Source organism: Mycobacterium sp. PTI7, from assembly GCF_056679845.1.
On the sequence record NZ_CM155252.1, the window covers coordinates 1,688,999 to 1,706,984 of the forward strand.

The following is a 17,986-nucleotide window of genomic DNA, read 5'->3' on the forward strand; positions in this document are numbered from 1 at the left end:
CATGAATTCCCAGCACCCGCAGGAACGGTCACGGCACCTCGGCGTGTGGATCGAGGCCGCGCCGGAGGCGGTGTACGCCTTCGCGTCCGATCCTCGCCATCTGGCGCGATGGGCGGCCGGTCTGGCCGACCCCGCACTCGGTGACGCGGACGTCGCCTTCGCGCCGACCAACGCGTTCGGCGTGCTCGACCACGTGGTGACCCTGCCGGGCGGGGACGAGTTCTACAACCCGATGCGGGTGATCCCGGCGGATCCGGGTCGGTGCGAGGTGGTCTTCACGCTGCGGCGTCAGCCGGGGGTGACCGACGAGGCCTTCGAGGCGGACGCGCGTGCGGTGGTCGCGGACCTGGAGAGGCTGCGCGAGCTGCTCGAGCGTTAGCGCTCGGAGCGGAACAGGCCGAGCCCGAGCCAGGTCACGGCGGCCGCGGCGGCACCGGCGACGACGGCGGACTCGACGGCGAGGGTGGCCACGCCGACCAGGACGAACACCAGCATTCCGACGGCGAGCGCCACCAGCTTGTAGACCGGCCACGGGACGCCCGCGATGAGCACCCGTCCCGGTGTGTTCGTTGGTGCGGTCATGTTCTCCACAGTAGCTCGCAACCGAAGTTTCGGCCACCCGAAACACCGGATCAGGGTCGCACGGTTTCGGTACCGGACCTCTGCGGTGGCACCATTGAGCGGTGTCCGCCGAGCTGAGCCAGGAACCCCGTCGATCGCCGCTGAACTCACCCCTGTCCGCAGCGGACATCGATGCGGCCGCCGAGCGGATCGTCGACGTGGTCGCGAAGACCCCGCTGCAGTTCAGCGACCGGCTCTCCACCCTCACCGGCGCCCGGGTCTACCTCAAGCGCGAGGACCTGCAGGCGGTCCGCTCCTACAAGCTGCGCGGCGCCTACAACCTGCTCATGCAGCTCGGCCCCGAGGAACTCGCCGCGGGCGTGGTGTGCTCGTCGGCGGGCAACCACGCGCAGGGCTTCGCGCTCGCGTGCCGCTCGATGGGCGTGCACGGCCGGGTGTACGTGCCGGCGAAGACGCCCAAGCAGAAGCGTGACCGCATCCGCTATCACGGCGGCGACTTCATCGAGCTGATCGTCGGCGGCAACACCTACGACGTCGCGGCGGCCGCGGCGCTCGACGACGTCGCACGCACCGGCGCGACGCTCGTGCCGCCGTACGACGACCTGCGCACGATGGCCGGTCAGGGCACCATCGCCGTCGAGATCCTCGAGCAGCTGGGCGAGGAGCCCGACCTCGTCATCGTCCCCGTCGGCGGGGGTGGCTGCTTCAGCGGCGTCACCACCTACCTCGCGGAGCGGACGGCGACCACGTCGGTGCTCGGCGTGGAACCGGCCGGCGCCGCCGCGATGGTCGCCGCGCTCGCCAAGGGCGAACCCGTGACGCTCGAGCACGTCGACCAGTTCGTCGACGGCGCGGCGGTCGCACGCACCGGTGCGCTGCCGTTCGCCGCGCTCACCGCCGCGGGCGACATGGTGTCGGTGACCACCGTCGACGAGGGCGCGGTGTGCACCGCGATGCTCGACCTCTATCAGAACGAGGGCATCATCGCCGAGCCCGCGGGCGCGCTGTCGGTCGCCGCGCTGATCGAGGCCGACGTCGAACCGGGGTCGGTGGTCGTGTGCCTGGTGTCCGGCGGCAACAACGACGTGTCGCGCTACGGCGAGGTGCTGGAGCGGTCGCTGGTGCACCTCGGCCTCAAGCACTACTTCCTGGTCGACTTCCCCCAGGAGCCGGGTGCGCTGCGCCGCTTCCTCGACGAGGTGCTCGGCCCCAACGACGACGTGACGCTGTTCGAGTACGTCAAGCGCAACAACCGCGAGACCGGTGAGGCGCTCGTCGGCATCCAGCTGGGATCGGCCGCCGACCTCGAGGGCCTGCTGGCGAGAATGAAGACGTCGGACTGCCAGTCCGAACTCCTCGAGCCCGGCTCGCCGACCTACCGCTACCTGACGTAACCGCCCGGTTCGACTGTCAGGCCGACGCGGTGCGCAGCACGGCGAACGAGTGCCCGGGGATCGTGGTCGCGTCGGCCACGTCCGGCTCGTCCCACGCGCACACGACCTCGCCGGTGACGGGCACCCGGGCCGGTGACTCGCCGAGGTTGCACGCGATGGCCAGGCTGCCTCGTCGCATGACGATCCAGCGGGCGTCCTCGTCGAAGTCGACGCCCAGGTCGTCGAGCCATGGGTCGGCCATGTCGGGTTCGTCGCGTCGCAGTGCGATGAGCCGGCGGTAGGCGTCGAGCAGGCGGCCGTGGTCGGCGTCGCCCACCTCGTCCCACTTCAGCTTCGAGTTCTGGAACGTCTGAGGATCCTGCGGGTCCGGGATCTCGTCGGCGTCCCAGCCGTGCGCGGCGAACTCGGCCTTGCGGCCCTCGGCGGTCGCCCGGGCCAGTTCCGGTTCCGGGTGACTGCTGAAGAACTGGAACGGGCTCGACGAGCCCCACTCCTCGCCCATGAACAACATGGCGGTGTAGGGGGAACCGAGCACCAGGGCGGCCTTGACCGCCTGCTGCCCCGGGGTGAGGTTCTGCGAAGGCCGGTCCCCGGTCGCCCGGTTGCCTACCTGGTCGTGGGTGGTCGTGTAGGCGAGCAGCCGGGTGGCGGGGATGGTCGCGGTGTCCAGCGGCCTGCCGTGGCGGCGGTGCCGGAACGTCGAGTACGTGCCCGCGTGGAAGTACCCGTTCTTCAGGGTCTGGGCCAGCGTCGCGAGCGACCCGAAGTCGCCGTAGTAGCCCTGCCGTTCACCCGACACGGCGGTGTGGATGGCGTGGTGGATGTCGTCGTCCCACTGCGCGGTCATCCCGTAGCCGCCGCGGTCGCGCGGTGTGATGAGGCGGGGGTCGTTCTTGTCGCTCTCGGCGATCAGCGACAGCGGGCGGCCCACGTCCTCGGCCAGCCGGTCGGTCTCGGTCGAGAGTTCCTCGAGGATGTGCACCGCGGTGGTGTCCACCAGCGCGTGCACGGCGTCCAGGCGCAGCCCGTCGGCGTGGAAGTCGCGCATCCACCGCAGCGCACAGTCGATGATGTAGCGGCGGACCTCGTCGGAGTCGTCGTCGGCGATGTTGATGCCCTCGCCCCACGGATTGCTGGCGCTCGACAGGTAGGGCCCGAACATGGGCAGGTAGTTGCCGGACGGTCCGAGGTGGTTGAACACGGCGTCGATCAGCACGCCGAGTCCCTTGCGGTGGCACGCGTCGACGAACCGCACCAGCGCGTCCGGGCCGCCGTACTGCTCGTGCACGGCGTACCAGAGCACGCCGTCGTAGCCCCAGCCGTGCGTTCCGCCGAAGGCGTTGACCGGCATCAGTTCGACGACGCCGACACCGAGGTCGAGCAGGTGGTCGAGCCGGTCGATGGCGGCGTCGAGGGTGCCCTCGGGGGTGAACGTGCCGAGGTGGAGTTCGTAGATGACCTCGCCCTCGATGGACCGTCCGGCCCAGTCGCCGTCAGTCCAGGTGGCCTGCCCCGCGTCCCAGAGCGCGGACCGCTCGTGGACGCCGTCGGGCTGGCGCGGCGAGCGCGGGTCGGGCAGGACCTTCGGATCGTCGTCGAGCAGGAAGCCGTAGCGCGCGTCGGGGGAGACGTCGACCGTGGCGCGCCACCAGCCGTCGTCGGAGCGCGTCATGTCGTGGACGGTGCCGTCCACGTCGAGTCGGACGAGGTCGGGCCGGGGCGCCCAGACGGCGAATTCGTGGTCGGTCACGCGTCCTTCTCCAGTAGTGCGACGGGCAGCTCGGCGAACAGGTCGGCGGCGGCCACCCGTCCCTGGAGGCTGCGGCCGGTGAGTCGTTCGGTCCAGGTGCCGTCCGGCAGGTCCAGTGCGGTGTCGCCCCAGCCGGGTTCGGCGAGGCGGGCCGTCCACCTGCTGACCGCCACCAGGACCTCGGTGCCGCGCTGGAACGCCACGACGTGTTCGCGTGCGGCGCCCGCGGCGGGCACCGGCCGGTAGTCGCCCGAGGTGAACACGTCGGGCCGTTCGCGGCGCAGGTGCAGGGCCGCGGCGGTCACGCGCAGCTTCTGGTGGTCGCGCGTGTTGAGCGCCTGCCGGTGCATCGCGTAGTCGACCGGCCTGCGGTTGTCGGGGTCGACGAGGCTGTCCTCCCACAGTTCGGTGCCCTGGTACACGTCGGGCACACCGGGGGCCGTCAGGTGGATCAGCTTCTGCCCGAGCGCATCACTCCGACCGTAGACGTCCAGCCGGCCGACCAGGGACGTCAGCTCGGTGGCGACGGGCCCGTCCAGCACCGCGTCGAGCCAGCCGTGCACGGCGTCCTCGAAGTCGGCGTCCGGATCGTTCCAGGTGGTGTGGGTGGCGGCCTCCCGGATGGCCTTCTCGGTGTAGGCGTGCAGCCGCTCCCGCAGCTCCTGGGTGACGTGGCCGGTGATGGGCCAGACGCCGAAGACGTTCTGCAGCAGGAACAGTGCGGTGCCGGTGTCCGGCGGCGGCGTGGCGGCCAGCCACCCCCCGACCAGTTCGCTCCACAGCGACGGCACCTGCGACAGGACGCCGATGCGGGCCCGGACGTCCTCGCCGCGCTTGGTGTCGTGGGTGGTGAGCGTCGTCATCGCGGCGGGCCACGAGCGGGCGCGGACCGCGGTGCGATCGTGGAACTCCGCCTTGGAGACGCCGAACCACTCCGGTTCGCCACCCACCTCGTTGAGCGACACCAGCCGGGCGTCGCGGTAGAACAGGCAGTCCTCCATGGACTTGGCCGTCGCCGCGCCGCACAGCTGCTGGAGCCGGGTCGACACCTCGGGGCTGGTCTCGGCGGCCGTGATCACGATCGACAGCGCCTCGGCGAGTTCGGGTGCGGCGTCGACGCTCTCGGCCGCGGCGACCGAGAGGACCGTCGACAGCGGCGTGTAGTCCGACCGGTACACGCCCACGTGGCTGAGCAGTTCTGCGACCGCGGCGGGCACGCCCGGGTGGTCCTCGCCCGCGGCGACCACGATGGCGCGGGTCAGGCGGGCCAGCTCGCTGCTCAACGTGTCGGTGACGGCCTTGACCTTCAGCGCACGGGCCTGCTCGGGCATCTCCGAGTGGTCGGTGTCGCCGGTGTCGACCAGCTCGGTGAGGGCGTCGCGGCCGGTCGGATCCACGAACAGGCCGCCGATCTCGCGCAGCGCGTCGTACCCGGTGGTGCCCTGCACGGGCAGCGTCGGATCCAGCGGCTCGGTGACCGCGAGGATCTTCTCGACGACGATCCACGCGTCGGGTCCGGTCAGTTCGCGCAGCCACCGCAGGTACAGCGTGGGGTTCGACAGGCCGTCGGGGTGGTCGATGCGGATGCCGTCGACGATGCCCTCGTCGAACCAGCGCTTCACCTCGGTGTGCGTGGCGTCGAAGACGCCGCGATCCTCCTGGCGCAATCCCGCCAGTGAGGTGATGGAGAAGAAGCGGCGGTAGCCGCAGACGTTGTGCTTCCAGCCGATCAGCCGGTAGTGCTGCCGGTCGTACACCTCGGCGGCGGTGCCCGAGCCGGTGCCCGGCGCGATGGGCCAGGTGCGGTCGCCGAGGCGCAACACGTCGCCGTCCACCTCGAGTCCGTCGAGGTCGCCGTCGGACCCGAGCACCGGCAGCACGATCCGCCCGTCCGGGTCGAGGGTCCAGTCGACGTCGAAGAACGACGCGTACGCCGACTCGCGGCCGTGGGTCAGCAGGTCCCACCACCAGGCGTTCTGGGTGGGGTCGTCGACGCCGACGTGGTTGGGCACGATGTCGACGATCACGCCCATGCCGCGCGCGTGGGCGGCGTCGGCGAGTCGCGAAAGGCCTTCCGGGCCACCGAGTTCCGCCGAGACCGTCGTGGGATCGGTGACGTCGTACCCGTGCGTCGAGCCCGTCGCGGCGGTCAGGATGGGGGAGAGGTACAGGTGGCTGACGCCGAGGTCGTCGAGGTAGTCGAGCAGGTCGAGGGCGTCGGCGAAGGTGAACTGGTCGCCGCGCATCTGCAGGCGGTAGGTGGAGAGGATGGGGGATGGCACCCGGCGGGCGGGAGCGGAGCCACTGGGGGATGACATGTTCGTTAAGCCGTCTTTCGTAGGACGATGACGGACCGGCCCTGCAGGGACGCCGTCTCGCCGGCCTTGAGCACCAGGTCGGTGGCTCCGGTCGGGTCGGCGGTGTCGAGGGCGCCGGTCCATTCTGCCGCGTAGTCCGCGTCGGGTGCGACGAAGTCCACGGGGTTGCTGTGCGCGTTGAAGCACAGCAGGAAGGTGTCGTCGACGACGCGTTCGCCGCGTGCGTCGGGTGAGGGGATGGCGTCGCCGTTGAGGAACATGGCCACGAACTTGAAGCCCGAATCCCATTCGCGCGACGTCATTTCCGTGCCGGACGGGGTGAGCCAGGCGATGTCGCGGATCTGGTCGTCGGTGCGTACCAGCGGTTTGCCCTCGAAGAAGCGGCGCCGCCGGAACACGGGGTGTTCCTTGCGCAGCGTGGTCACGCGGCGCGAGAACGTCATGAGGTCGGCGTTGGTCTCGCACATCGACCAGTCCATCCAGGAGATCTCGGAGTCCTGGCAGTACACGTTGTTGTTGCCGTGCTGGGTTCGCCCGAACTCGTCGCCGTGGCTGATCATCGGCGTGCCCTGGCTCACCAGCAGGGTGGCCATCACGTTGCGCTGCTGACGGGCGCGCAGGGCGAGGATCTCCGGGTCGTCGGTCGGGCCTTCGACGCCGCAGTTCCACGACCGGTTGTGGCTCTCGCCGTCCCGGTTGTCCTCGCCGTTGGCCTCGTTGTGCTTCTCGTTGTAGGACACCAGGTCCGCCAGCGTGAAACCGTCGTGGGCGGTGACGAAGTTGATGCTGGCGCTGGGGCGCCGGCCGGTCGCCTCATAGAGGTCCGAGGACCCCGTGAGTCGAGATGCGAATTCGCCAAGGGATGCGGGTTCTCCTCGCCAGTAGTCACGAACGGTGTCGCGATACTTCCCATTCCACTCGGTCCACAAACCCGGAAAATTGCCGACCTGATAGCCGCCCTCGCCGAGGTCCCAGGGCTCGGCGATCAGCTTGACCTGACTGATGACGGGGTCCTGTTGCACCAGGTCGAAGAACGCGGAGAGCCGGTCGACGTCGTAGAACTCGCGGGCCAGCGTCGAGGCGAGGTCGAACCGGAAGCCGTCGACGTGCATCTCGAGCACCCAGTAGCGCAGCGAGTCCATGATCAGCTGCAGGGTGTGCGGGTGGCGCACGTTGAGGCTGTTGCCGGTCCCGGTGAAGTCCTTGTAGTACTTGGGGTCGCCGTCGAGCAGCCGGTAGTAGGCGGCGTTGTCGATCCCGCGGAAGTTGATGGTGGGCCCGAGGTGGTTGCCCTCGGCGGTGTGGTTGTAGACCACGTCGAGGATCACCTCGATGCCCGCCTCGTGGAACGACCGGACCATGGTCTTGAACTCGGCGACCGCGCCGCCGGCGCTCTGGTTGGACGCGTACTGGTGGTGGGGCGCGAAGAAGCCGAACGTGTTGTAGCCCCAGTAGTTCCGCAGCCCGAGGTCGACCAGCCGGTGATCGTGCAGGAACTGGTGCACCGGCATCAGCTCGATGGCCGTGACGTTCAGCGCCCGGAGGTGGTCGACGATCACCGGGTGCGCCAGGCCGGCGTAGGTGCCGCGCTGCTCCTCGGGGATCGCGGGGTGGGTCTGCGTCATCCCCTTGACGTGCGCCTCGTAGATGACGGTCTCGTGGTACGGCGTGTTGGGGGCGCGGTCGGACTGCCAGTTGAAGTACGGGTTGATCACGACGCTGGTCATGGTGTGGCCCAGCGAGTCGACCTCCGGCGGCGTGCCGCCCGTCGCGAGGTCGTCGGCGGCGAGGTCGTAGGAGAACAGGGCCTGGGTGAACTCGAACTCGCCGTGGAACGACTTCCCGTACGGGTCCAGCAGCAGCTTGCTGGGATCGCACCGGTGTCCGGCGGCCGGATCCCACGGCCCGTGCACGCGGAAGCCGTACCGCTGGCCGGGGGCGACGCTCGGCAGGTAGCAGTGCCAGACGAATCCGTCACACTCGTCGAACGGGACCCGTTCCTCGGTGCCGTCGGGGGCGATCAGGCACAGGTCGACGCGGTCGGCGACCTCGGAGAACACCGAGAAGTTGGTGCCCGCGCCGTCGTAGGTGGCGCCCAGCGGGTAGGCCGAGCCCGGCCAGATGGCGGAGACCACCCGTCACCACCAGCCGGTGATGGCGGCGATCTGACGGCCCAGCTCGGGGGTCATGGTCCGCATGTACGTGGTGGTGAAGTGATGAGAGTCGTGATAGATCAACACGTTTCCCTCCACGGCTCGACACTGGTCCTCACGGCACACCGCGTCACTCATGTCGAGCGGCTTCAGCAGTGGGAACTGCGCGACGTAATCCAGAGTGGGGTTGCGGTCGGACAGTACCTCGGAGCGCTTGATGCCGCACGAGATGGCGTCGCCGCCCTTGGCCAGGCAGTCCGCCGGGAAGAAGGGGTCGCCGTCGCGGACGTTCCACGGTGTGTCGCGCATCGCGAGCACCGGGATGCCGGCGTCCGACAGGGCCTGCCAGATGCCGACGTACGAGCCGGGCATGACGTCGCCGTCCTTGACGTTCCACGGCCGGGTCGACGTCGTGAACACGTAGTCCGGGTGGTCGGCGATCAGCCGCGGCATCACCTTCTCGTTCCACTCGTGGCACGCCGGGTACTTCCGGTTGTCGCCCATGACGAGCGGCATCTCCTCGGTGGTCAGCGGACAGCCCATCTTCAGGTAGGTGACGATCTTGAAGCCGTGCTTGCGGCCGAGCAGGTCGAGCGCGGTGAGCCAGTGTTCGGCGTGCGAGCCGCCGGCCAGCGCGATGGTGCGGCTCGCCGACTCGTCGCCGTAGGCGCAGCTGATGACGTCGACGTCGTCGAAGTCGCCGATGCACCCGTCGGTGGTGCTCTGCGGCAGGTCGTCCTTGGCCTCGAGGACCGTCGGTCGCATCGGCAGCTTGGGCACCTTGGCGTTGTTGATCAGGGCCCGTGCGCCGGGGTAGTCGCGCGACGACAGCCCGGAGAGTTCCTTGCCGTTGGCGCGCTGGATGGTCATGTGCTCGCGCCAGGTGAACGACGTCGCGGTCAGGGCCACGCCCAGCAGGGTCACGATCGAGCCGAGCACGATGGTGGGCCTGCGCAACCTCCTGCGCAGCGGCACGGCCGACTTGACCTTCTGCGCACTGGAGGCGCGCAACCGCAGCGGGTCCTCGACGAAGCGTGTGGTCAGCCACGCCAGCACGCCGGAGAGCAGCAGGACGACCGCGCCCTCGAGCAGGTTGGCCTGGGTGTGGCCGCTGTAGGCGAGCCAGAAGATCAGCAGCGGCCAGTGCCAGAGGTACAGCGAGTACGCCATGGCGCCGAGCGAGACGAACGGCGCGGTGGCGAGGAGGCGATTGGGCAGCGGCATCCGGCCGTCGGCGCCGGCGAGGTGCGGATCGGCGGCGCGGTTGGCGGCGCTGAGGATGAACAGGATGGTCGCCCCGACCGGCACCAGCGCCCACGGTCCGGGGAACTCCGCGACGCCGTCGATGAACGCGCCGCACGACAGGATCGCGGCCAGCGCGATCACCGAGACGATGGTCCGCAGCCACATCGGCCACCGGACGTGCTGCACCAGTGCGCCCGCGAGCGCACCCAGGAGCAGCTCCCAGGCGCGGGCGAAGCTGTTGTAGTACGCGGTGGCCTGGTCGGCCTGGTGCGCGCCGATGGCGAAGACGAAGGAGGCGATGGTCAGCGCGGACAGGACGACGATCAGCACGATCCGCAGGTGCCTGCCGAGGAGCCGACGCAGCAGCAGGGCCAGACCGAAGACCAGCGCCAGGAACGCGATGTAGAACTGGCCCTGCACCGACATCGACCAGATGTGCTGCAGCGGGCTGACCGCCTCGCCGGCGCGCAGGTAGTCCGAGGCCGTGTTCGCCAGTTCCCAGTTCTGGTAGTAGCCGAGGCTCGCGAGGCTCTGGTCGGCGAACGTCTCCCACCGGGTTTCGGGCTGCACCAGGATCGTCAGCACCGCGGACGCGGCGAGCACCACCACGAGAGCGGGCAGCAGGCGGCGGACCAGGCGACGCACCTCGGGGAGGGGCGCCAGGGACGCGGTCGGGGTGAGGGCCGCGCGCAGCAGTCTGCCGCCGAAGAAGAAGCCGGACAGCGCGAGGAAGACGTCGACGCCGCCGGAGACCCGGCCGAACCACACGTGGAACACCGCGACCAGTGCGATGGCGATGCCGCGCAGGCCGTCGAGATCGTGACGGTAGAACCCGGACGCCCTGGTGCCCATCGAGGCAGCGGCGGGGGACCCGGAATCGGTACGCGGCGCCGTCCGGGGTGGGGCGAGGGTCAGCATGGTCGTCGGACAATCTACCGTGCGGGCACGAGAGCGCTCATCTCGAACAGCGCCGCCCACGACTGGAGAAGGATGAGCCCGTGCCCGCGTTGACGCCCGCCCAGATCACTGCGATCGACGCCGCCCACGTGTGGCATCCGTACAGCACCATCGGCGTCGAGGCGGTGCCGCCCGTGGTCGCGGTGGCCGCGAAGGGGACGGGCGTGACGGTCGTGCGCGACGGCGGCCCGGTCGAGGTCATCGACGCGATGAGTTCGTGGTGGACGGCGATCCACGGGCACGGCCACCCGGTGCTCGACGCCGCCATCACCGACCAGCTGGCGACCCTGAACCACGTGATGTTCGGCGGGCTGACCCACGAGCCCGCGGCCCGGCTCGCGCAGCTGCTCGTGGAGGTCACCCCGGCGGGCCTGGACACCGTCTTCTTCAGCGACTCGGGGTCGGTGGCGGTCGAGGTCGCCGCCAAGATGGCACTGCAGTACCAGATCGCCCGCGGCCGGCCGGGACGCCACCGGCTGATGACGTGGCGGGGTGGCTACCACGGCGACACGTTCACGCCGATGAGCGTGTGCGATCCGGACGGCGGCATGCACTCGCTGTGGGCGGGCGTGCTGGCGCCGCAGGTGTTCGCCCCCCAGGTGCCCTCGGAGTACGACCCGGAGTACGCCCGCGCGTTCGCCCGGCAGCTCGCCGACCGGGCCGACGACGTCGCCGCGGTGATCGTCGAGCCCGTCGTGCAGGGCGCCGGCGGCATGCGCTTCCACGACCCGCGGTACCTGGCCGATCTGCGGGCGGCGTGCTCGAGCCACGACGTGCTGCTGATCTTCGACGAGATCGCCACGGGGTTCGGCCGGACCGGCGCCCTGTTCGCCGCGGACCTGGCCGGGGTGACGCCCGACGTCATGTGCGTGGGCAAGGCGCTGACGGGCGGCTACCTGACGCTGGCCGCGACGCTGTGCACCGGCGAGGTCGCAGAGACCATCAGCACCAGCGCGGCCGGGGCGCTCATGCACGGTCCGACGTTCATGGCGAACGCACTGGCGTGCGCGGTGTCGGTGGCGTCGGTGGAGCTGCTGATCGGCCAGGACTGGCAGTCCCGGGTGCGCGACATCGAGTCGGGGCTGCGCGAGGGGCTGGCCCCGGCGGGCGCGTTGCCGAACGTGGCCGACGTGCGGGTGCTCGGGGCCATCGGCGTCGTCGAGATGGCCCGGCCCGTGGACATGCGCGTCGCGACCGCAGCGGCGCTGGACCACGGGCTGTGGCTGCGTCCGTTCCGGAACCTGGTGTACGCGATGCCGCCGTTCGTCTGCACGCCGGACGAGGTGGCCACGATCGGGGCCGGGATGGTGGCGGTCGCCCGTGCACTAACCTGAACGGTGTTCAGGTAGAGGTCTCGGCCGGAGGAGCACCAGGTGACGCGCCCACATCCGTCGCACGCCGTGTCGGCGGCGCCGTCCCCGCTCGCCTGGCTCGAGGACGTCGAGGTCCGACGCCGCGCCGCGGGCCTGCGGCGGTCGCTGCGCACCCGGCCGCCCGTCGGGGTCGACCTGGACCTCGCCTCCAACGACTACCTCGGACTGTCGACCCATCCCGCCGTGCTCGAGGGCGGCGTCGAGGCGCTGCGCACGTGGGGCGCCGGCGCCACCGGCTCGCGTCTGGTGACGGGCAACACCGAACTGCACGAGGGCTTCGAGGAGGATCTGGCGGACTTCGTCGGCGCCGAGTCGGCACTGGTGTTCTCGTCCGGATACACCGCGAATCTCGGTGCGGTGGTTGCACTCTCGGGGCCCGGTGCGGTCGTGGTGTCCGACGCCCACACCCACGCGTCCCTGGTCGACGCCTGCCGGCTGTCGCGGTCCCGGGTGGTGGTGACCCCGCACCGCGACGTCGGCGCAATCGACGCCGCGCTCGGCGCACGGACCGAGGAACGTGCCGTCGTGCTGACCGACTCGGTGTTCAGCGCCGACGGGGCGATGGCACCGCTGCGCGACGTGCACGACGTCTGCCGGCGCCACGGCGCGCTCCTGATCGTCGACGAAGCGCACGGTCTCGGCGTCCGGGGGAGCGGCGGCCGGGGTCTGCTGCACGAGGTGGGTCTGGCGGGTGCGCCCGACGTCGTGATGACGACCACGCTGTCCAAGGCGCTCGGCAGCCAGGGCGGCGTGGTGCTCGGACCCGCCGCGGTCCGCGCCCACCTGATCGACACCGCCCGGCCGTTCATCTTCGACACCGGCCTGGCGCCCGCCGCCGTGGGCGCGGCATGGGCGGCGCTGACGGTGCTGCGGGCCGAACCGGGCCGCGCCGACGCCGTCCTGCGCCACGCGGCCGCACTCGCCGAGGCGTGTGGCGTACCGGACGTGCCGGGGTCGGCGGTGGTGTCGGTGATCCTCGGTGAGCCGGACGTCGCGTTCGCCGCGGCCGCCGCCTGCCTGGATCGGGGCGTCCGGGTCGGCTGCTTCCGCCCGCCGACGGTGCCCGTGGGCACGTCGCGGCTGCGGCTCACCGCGCGGGCGTCGCTGGACGCCGATGAGCTGGCGCTGGCCGGTCGCGTGCTCGGCGAGGTCCTCGCGGGCGCACGCCGGTGAGCGTCGTCGTCGTCACCGGCACCGACACCGGCGTCGGCAAGACCGTCGCCACCGCCGCACTGGCCTGCCATGCGCGGCTGGCCGGCATCCCCGTGACCGTGTGCAAGCCGGTGCAGACCGGATCGGGCCCCACGCTGACCGAGGGTGACGACGACCTTGCCGAGGTGGCCCGCCTGGCCGGCATCGACACGCTGGTGCGCGGCTGGCGGTATCCGAAGCCGCTGGCGCCGGTCGCCGCCGCCGAACTGGCGGGCACTCCGCTGCCGACGCGCACCCAACTGCGCGAGTCGATCTCGGCCGCCGACGAGCCGGGACGCCTGGTGATCGTCGAGGGCGCCGGCGGCGTCCTGGTCGAGATCGGCGCGGACGGGGTGACGCTGCGCGACGTCGCCGCGGACGCGGGGGCCCCGGTCGTCGTGGTGGCGGCCGCCGGGCTCGGGACGCTGAACCACACCGCACTGACCGTCGAGGCACTCGTCCGCACCGGCGTGCGCTGCGCCGGCGTGGTGGTGGGGTCGTTCCCGGCCAGGCCCGGACCGGCCGAGGAGTCCAACCGCACGGCGCTGGCCACGATCGCGCCGGTGCGCGCGGTGCTGCCCGAGGGCGCGGGCGCGCTGGACCCCGCGGCGTTCGCCGACCTCAGCGCGTCGGTGTTCGAACCCGGTTGGGTGCGGAGTCTGCTCTAGTGGCCCACTCGCTCGAACTGCTCGTCGACGACGCCACCGATGCGGCGGTCCGCCTCGAGTGGACCGCGCTGGCCGACGCCGGACTGCCGAGCCAGGCCAACTACCGATCGCCGTCCAACCGGCCCCACGTCACGGTCGCGGTGTCCGATCACATCTCGCCCGACGTCGACCCGCTGCTGCGCGAGGTCGTCGGGGAGCTGCCGCTCGGGTGCCGCCTCGGCGCACCGGTGGTGTTCGGTGGGCGCAGTCTGACGCTGGCCCGGCTGGTGGTGCCGTCGGCGGCGCTGCTCGGATTCCAGGACCGCGTCTCGGTGGCGTGCGCACCGCACCTGACGCCGGGGCCGTTCCCGCACTCGGTGCCCGGCCGGTGGACGCCGCACGTGACGCTGTGTCGGCGGCTCGCGCCGTCGGATCTGCCCGCCGCGCTGGCCGTCCTGGGCCGCGACGACCTGGTGGGCGTCTTCGACCGGTTACGTCGTTGGGATGGTGACGCTCGCGTCGACACCGTCCTGGGGCCCTGAGCCCCGCTGCGCCGACATCCCGTCGACCAGCAGGCCCAGCCCGAACGCAAAGCGGCCGTTGGCATTCGACGCCCACACCGACTGCGACTCGCTCAGCGCGCCCGCCGCGTCCCACTGCAGGCGGGACTGCTCGTCGGCGGTGAAGCCCAGCACGTAGTAGACGACGGTGCGTGCGGCCTGCTCGGCGTTGACGGTCTCGAAGCCCGCGTCGGCCGCGGCCTCGACCAGCCGCGCGACGATCCGGACGAGCGCCTGCGACCGGCCGGAGGCGAACGTCGCGGACACCAGTTCCGCACCGTCGGTGGAGGACAGCAGCGCGTCGCGCAGTGCGGCGCCGATCCCGAGGATGCGACGGTCCCAGGCGGCGTCGGCCACCGGGCGGTCGGCCGGCTCGAGGATGCGGTCGGCGACGGCGCCGAGGAGTTCCTGCTTGTCGGCGAAGTGCCAGTAGAGGGCGCCGGGCGTGAGGCCCAGTTCCCGGGCCAGCCGGCGCATCGTCAGGTCGGCGATGCCGTACTCGTCGAGCAGGTGCGCAGCACGGTCCACGACTTCGGACCGGCCGTAGCGGCGGTGCGGTTCCACGCCTGTATCCTAAACACCGTTCAGGTGGGATGTTGGCGACGGACGAAGAGATGGAGTGCCGGGTGACGCGAGCGGCGACGGACGTACTGGGAATGGCGCGGGAGCAGGTGCTCGAGCGGGGTGAGGGCCTCGGTCAGGAGCAGGTGCTCGAGGTGCTCCAACTCGCCGACGACCACCTCGAGGAACTGCTGGCACTCGCGCACGACGTCCGGATGAAGTGGTGCGGACCCGAGGTCGAGGTCGAGGGCATCATCAGCCTCAAGACCGGCGGCTGCCCCGAGGACTGCCACTTCTGCTCGCAGTCGGGTCTGTTCGCGTCGCCGGTGCGCAGCGCCTGGCTCGACATCCCCAACCTGGTCGAGGCCGCCAAGCAGACCGCGAAGTCGGGTGCCACCGAGTTCTGCATCGTCGCTGCCGTCCGCGGACCCGACGAGCGGCTGCTGGCACAGGTGGCCGCGGGCATCGAGGCGATCCGCAACGAGGTCGACATCCAGATCGCGTGCTCGCTGGGCATGCTCACCCAGGAGCAGGTCGACCGGCTCGTGGCGATGGGCGTCCACCGCTACAACCACAACCTGGAGACGGCGCGGTCGCACTTCCCGAACGTCGTCACCACGCACTCCTGGGAGGAGCGCTGGGGCACCCTCGAAATGGTCCGCGAGGCCGGCATGGAAGTCTGCTGCGGCGGCATCCTCGGCATGGGCGAGACCCTCGAGCAGCGGGCGGAGTTCGCCGCGAACCTCGCCGAACTCAACCCGCACGAGGTGCCGCTGAACTTCCTCAACCCGCGCCCGGGCACGCCGTTCGGCGACCTTGAGGTGCTGCCCGCGTCGGAGGCGCTCAAGGCCGTCGCGGCCTTCCGCCTCGCGCTGCCGCGCACCATGCTGCGCTTCGCGGGCGGCCGCGAGATCACCCTCGGTGACCTCGGCGCCAAGCAGGGCATCCTCGGCGGCATCAACGCCGTCATCGTCGGCAACTACCTGACGACGCTCGGCCGCCCCGCCGAGGCGGACCTCGAACTCCTCGAGGATCTGCAGATGCCGATCAAGGCCCTCAACGCCACGCTGTGACATCCGTGACGGCGCAGAGGTACAACGTCTACACCGGCGAGCCCGAGGGCGGCGACACGCCGGCCGCGGCGATGCTCGGTCTGGAACCCCCGCGGTACTGCGCCGAGTGCGCACGCCGGATGATCGTGCAGGTCCGGCCGGACGGCTGGTCGGCACGGTGCTCGCGGCACGGTGCCGTGGACTCCAAGGATCTGGAGAAGCGATGACCCACGCCGCCGAACCGGTGGTCGTCCCGTCGGCACCGCCCGCCACGTCCGGCACCTCGCACGGCCGCGCGGCCGTGCGAACCGTGCTGGCGCTGACCCTCGCGGGTGCGGTCGCCGGCGCCGCGTGGGCGGGGCTGGCCCCGCCGATCTCGGCGGCGATCGGACTCAACCGCTCGGGCGAGCGCGTGCACGGCTACGTCGGCGACGGCGCCGACCACCTGTTCCTCGGAGCGTTCCTGCTCGTCGGCCTGGTGTCGGTGGTGGCACTGGCCGGTGCGGTGTGGGCGTGGCGGGGGCAGGAGCACCGCGGCCCGCTGGCCGTGGTCGCCCTGTCGATCGGCTCGATGACCGCCGCCGGAGCCGCCGCGGGAGTCGGTGCGGCACTGGCACTCTGGCGCTACGGCGCGCTCGACATCGCGTCGGCGCCGGTCACCCCGGAGCGTCGGGTGTACTACGTCACCGAGGCGCCCGCGGTGTTCTTCGGGCACGCCCCGCTGGAGATCGCCCTCACGATCGTCTTCCCCGCCGGGGTGGCGGCACTGGTCTACGCGCTGTTCGCGCTGTCGACGGTGCGCGACGACCTCGGTGTGGCCGCGCCTAGCGGTCCAGCACCGACAGCGGCCGGCGCTCCACCTTCCGACCCAGGATCACCTTCGCGCTGATCAGGCCGAGCCGCAGCATGCCGCGGTAGGTGGACGGGTTCAGCATGGTCGGCCACTGCGTGCGCAGACGGTTCTCCGAGAGCGGCCGGTCGTTGATGCGGTCGCGCAGCCACCGCAGCGCCATCGGCGCGGACAGCGGGTGCAGCAGCATGTGCTCGCTGAACATGTCGCGGTGGTAGGTCACGTGCGCGCCGCCGCGCTCGTAGGTATCGCTCAGCCGGTCGATGTCGTCGACCGAGACGATCTTGTCGTGCACGGCCTGCACGATCAGCACCGGCGGCGTGGGCGTGTTGGTGCCGAGCTTGATGCTGTCGAAGACGTGCTGCACCTCGGGCGTGTCGAGGATCTCCTGAAGCGGCCGGTCGACGAGGTCGTCCATGTCCTTGCGGATCAGCCAGAGCACGGCGTGCGCGGTGGTCATCCGGTGGACGCGCGCCAGCATCTTCTTGCCGTCGGGCGTCGCGTGCTGGTCGATCACGCGGTCGAGTTCCGGATAGACGTGGGTGAGCGCGGCGACCACCATCGCGGGCAGTCCGGAGAAGAGGCTGCCGTTGAGGCGCTTGTACGCGCTGCCCAGGTCGGCCACGGGGGATCCCAGGACGGCGCCGACGACGTTGAGTTCCGGCGCGTACTCGCCGTAGGTCTCCGCGGCCCACGCGGTGGCGAGGCCGCCGCCGGAGTAGCCCCACAGGCCGACCGGCGCCTCGTCCGACAGGTTGAGGGGCTCGAAGTTCAGGGCGGCACGCAGGCCGTCGAGGATGTGGTAGCCCGGTTCGCGCGGTGCGCCCCAGATGCCGTCGGAGCCCTCGTGGTCGGGCACCGAGACCGCCCAGCCCTCGGCGAGCGCCGCGGAGATGAGCAGGAACTCGAACTGTGCCAGCGCGCCGACGGCCTTGGCGCCCCGGCGCAGGGCGTACGAGGGGAAGCACCGGCCGGAGATGGCGTCGATCGCGCACTGGTAGGACACGATCGGACACGGCCGCACGCTGTCGCGCTCCGTGGGCACGATCACCGTGGTGACGGTCGTATCGGGGAGCCCGTTCATGTCGACGGTCCGATACAGCAGCTGCGTGGCGCTCAGCTTCTGCGGTACCAGACCCATGAATGCCAGCGACACGTCGCGCGAGCGCAGCACCGTGCCGGGACGGGCGTGCTCGAAGCCGTCCGGGGGCAGGTAGAACGGATCGCGATCAGGTAGCTGTGGCCGTTGGCGCGGCTGAAGTTCCTGGTGAGGGACCTGGCCGATCCACTCGGCGCCGGTTGCCTCGGCCGCATTGCCAAAATCCATCCGGCCATTGTCTCTTACGGATCCCT

At 71.1% G+C, this 17,986-nt stretch carries 16 protein-coding genes; 9 read left to right on the plus strand and 7 right to left on the minus strand.

The genetic code is table 11. The features are described 5' to 3' along the window. Window position 1: 1 nt before the first annotated feature. Entirely contained in the window at window positions 2-379 is a 378-nt protein-coding gene (locus AC1MEY_RS08185) for an SRPBCC family protein (protein ID WP_480230176.1), read from the plus strand. Here the strand turns inward: AC1MEY_RS08185 and AC1MEY_RS08190 are convergent. Beyond that, the gene (locus AC1MEY_RS08190) at window positions 376-582 is read right to left on the minus strand and encodes a hypothetical protein (RefSeq protein WP_480230177.1); all 207 of its coding nucleotides are present in this window, start codon (window positions 580-582) and stop codon (window positions 376-378) included. The two genes, AC1MEY_RS08185 and AC1MEY_RS08190, sit on opposite strands and share 4 nt — an antisense overlap. A gap of 101 nt (window positions 583-683) precedes the next feature. Between AC1MEY_RS08190 and ilvA the strand changes: the two genes are divergently transcribed. After that, window positions 684-1,976, plus strand: a complete 1,293-nt coding sequence (ilvA, locus tag AC1MEY_RS08195) for a threonine ammonia-lyase IlvA (RefSeq protein WP_480230178.1) — start codon at window positions 684-686, stop codon at window positions 1,974-1,976. 16 nt (window positions 1,977-1,992) lie between these two features. Here the strand turns inward: ilvA and treZ are convergent, their stop codons facing one another. The 4 genes from treZ to AC1MEY_RS08215 are packed head-to-tail and all read right to left on the minus strand — an operon-like array spanning window position 1,993 to window position 10,360. Further along, a complete protein-coding gene (gene treZ / locus AC1MEY_RS08200; RefSeq protein ID WP_480230179.1) occupies window positions 1,993-3,726 on the minus strand; it encodes a malto-oligosyltrehalose trehalohydrolase in 1,734 nt (577 codons plus the stop codon). Further along, window positions 3,723-6,044, minus strand: coding sequence for a malto-oligosyltrehalose synthase (gene treY, locus AC1MEY_RS08205; protein ID WP_480230180.1), 2,322 nt, complete (start codon window positions 6,042-6,044; stop codon window positions 3,723-3,725). The genes treZ and treY overlap by 4 nt, the downstream gene beginning before the upstream one ends. 5 nt (window positions 6,045-6,049) lie before the next feature. Continuing rightward, a complete protein-coding gene (gene glgX / locus AC1MEY_RS08210) occupies window positions 6,050-8,179 on the minus strand; it encodes a glycogen debranching protein GlgX (protein WP_480230181.1) in 2,130 nt (709 codons plus the stop codon). Window positions 8,180-8,182: 3 nt separating this feature from the next. Continuing rightward, window positions 8,183-10,360 carry an acyltransferase family protein gene (locus tag AC1MEY_RS08215; RefSeq protein ID WP_480230182.1) on the minus strand — a complete coding sequence of 726 codons (2,178 nt, stop codon included), beginning with the start codon at window positions 10,358-10,360 and terminating at the stop codon, window positions 8,183-8,185. Window positions 10,361-10,440: 80 nt separating this feature from the next. Between AC1MEY_RS08215 and AC1MEY_RS08220 the strand changes: the two genes are divergently transcribed. From AC1MEY_RS08220 to AC1MEY_RS08235, 4 genes are all read left to right on the plus strand, one after another. Further along, a complete protein-coding gene (locus AC1MEY_RS08220; RefSeq protein WP_480230183.1) occupies window positions 10,441-11,733 on the plus strand; it encodes an adenosylmethionine--8-amino-7-oxononanoate transaminase in 1,293 nt (430 codons plus the stop codon). Between the two features lie 66 nt (window positions 11,734-11,799). Continuing rightward, entirely contained in the window at window positions 11,800-12,945 is a 1,146-nt protein-coding gene (locus tag AC1MEY_RS08225; protein ID WP_480231361.1) for an 8-amino-7-oxononanoate synthase, read from the plus strand. Beyond that, window positions 12,942-13,631 carry a dethiobiotin synthase gene (bioD, locus tag AC1MEY_RS08230; RefSeq protein WP_480230184.1) on the plus strand — a complete coding sequence of 230 codons (690 nt, stop codon included), beginning with the start codon at window positions 12,942-12,944 and terminating at the stop codon, window positions 13,629-13,631. The genes AC1MEY_RS08225 and bioD overlap by 4 nt, the downstream gene beginning before the upstream one ends. Continuing rightward, window positions 13,631-14,152: a 2'-5' RNA ligase family protein gene (locus AC1MEY_RS08235; protein ID WP_480230185.1), complete on the plus strand. Its 522-nt coding sequence runs from the start codon at window positions 13,631-13,633 to the stop codon at window positions 14,150-14,152. The genes bioD and AC1MEY_RS08235 overlap by 1 nt, the downstream gene beginning before the upstream one ends. Here the strand turns inward: AC1MEY_RS08235 and AC1MEY_RS08240 are convergent. Continuing rightward, window positions 14,102-14,734, minus strand: coding sequence for a TetR family transcriptional regulator (locus tag AC1MEY_RS08240; protein ID WP_480230186.1), 633 nt, complete (start codon window positions 14,732-14,734; stop codon window positions 14,102-14,104). The genes AC1MEY_RS08235 and AC1MEY_RS08240 overlap by 51 nt on opposite strands. 50 nt (window positions 14,735-14,784) lie before the next feature. On the opposite strand from AC1MEY_RS08240, the gene bioB reads away from it, so the two are divergent. From bioB to AC1MEY_RS08255, 3 genes are all read left to right on the plus strand, one after another. Further along, window positions 14,785-15,804, plus strand: a complete 1,020-nt coding sequence (bioB, locus tag AC1MEY_RS08245) for a biotin synthase BioB (protein WP_480231362.1) — start codon at window positions 14,785-14,787, stop codon at window positions 15,802-15,804. 71 nt (window positions 15,805-15,875) lie between these two features. Then, window positions 15,876-16,010, plus strand: coding sequence for a biotin synthase auxiliary protein BsaP (gene bsaP / locus AC1MEY_RS08250; protein WP_480231363.1), 135 nt, complete (start codon window positions 15,876-15,878; stop codon window positions 16,008-16,010). Continuing rightward, window positions 16,007-16,672, plus strand: a complete 666-nt coding sequence (locus AC1MEY_RS08255; RefSeq protein WP_480230187.1) for a DUF2567 domain-containing protein — start codon at window positions 16,007-16,009, stop codon at window positions 16,670-16,672. The genes bsaP and AC1MEY_RS08255 overlap by 4 nt, the downstream gene beginning before the upstream one ends. On the opposite strand, the gene AC1MEY_RS08260 is transcribed toward AC1MEY_RS08255, so the two are convergent. After that, window positions 16,608-17,960, minus strand: coding sequence for a lipase family protein (locus AC1MEY_RS08260; protein ID WP_480230188.1), 1,353 nt, complete (start codon window positions 17,958-17,960; stop codon window positions 16,608-16,610). The two genes, AC1MEY_RS08255 and AC1MEY_RS08260, sit on opposite strands and share 65 nt — an antisense overlap. Window positions 17,961-17,986: the final 26 nt, after the last annotated feature.

Excerpts from the sequence above, each read along its gene's own strand:
- AC1MEY_RS08260 (WP_480230188.1), bottom strand. The coding sequence starts at position 17,960 with ATGGATTTTGGCAATGCGGCCGAGGCAACCGGCGCCGAGTGGATCGGC.
- bioB (WP_480231362.1), top strand. The coding sequence starts at position 14,785 with ATGGAGTGCCGGGTGACGCGAGCGGCGACGGACGTACTGGGAATGGCG.
- bsaP (WP_480231363.1), top strand. The coding sequence starts at position 15,876 with ATGCTCGGTCTGGAACCCCCGCGGTACTGCGCCGAGTGCGCACGCCGG.
- AC1MEY_RS08190 (WP_480230177.1), bottom strand. The coding sequence starts at position 582 with ATGACCGCACCAACGAACACACCGGGACGGGTGCTCATCGCGGGCGTC.
- AC1MEY_RS08215 (WP_480230182.1), bottom strand. The coding sequence starts at position 10,360 with ATGCTGACCCTCGCCCCACCCCGGACGGCGCCGCGTACCGATTCCGGG.
- treY (WP_480230180.1), bottom strand. The coding sequence starts at position 6,044 with ATGTCATCCCCCAGTGGCTCCGCTCCCGCCCGCCGGGTGCCATCCCCC.
- AC1MEY_RS08185 (WP_480230176.1), top strand. The coding sequence starts at position 2 with ATGAATTCCCAGCACCCGCAGGAACGGTCACGGCACCTCGGCGTGTGG.
- AC1MEY_RS08255 (WP_480230187.1), top strand. The coding sequence starts at position 16,007 with ATGACCCACGCCGCCGAACCGGTGGTCGTCCCGTCGGCACCGCCCGCC.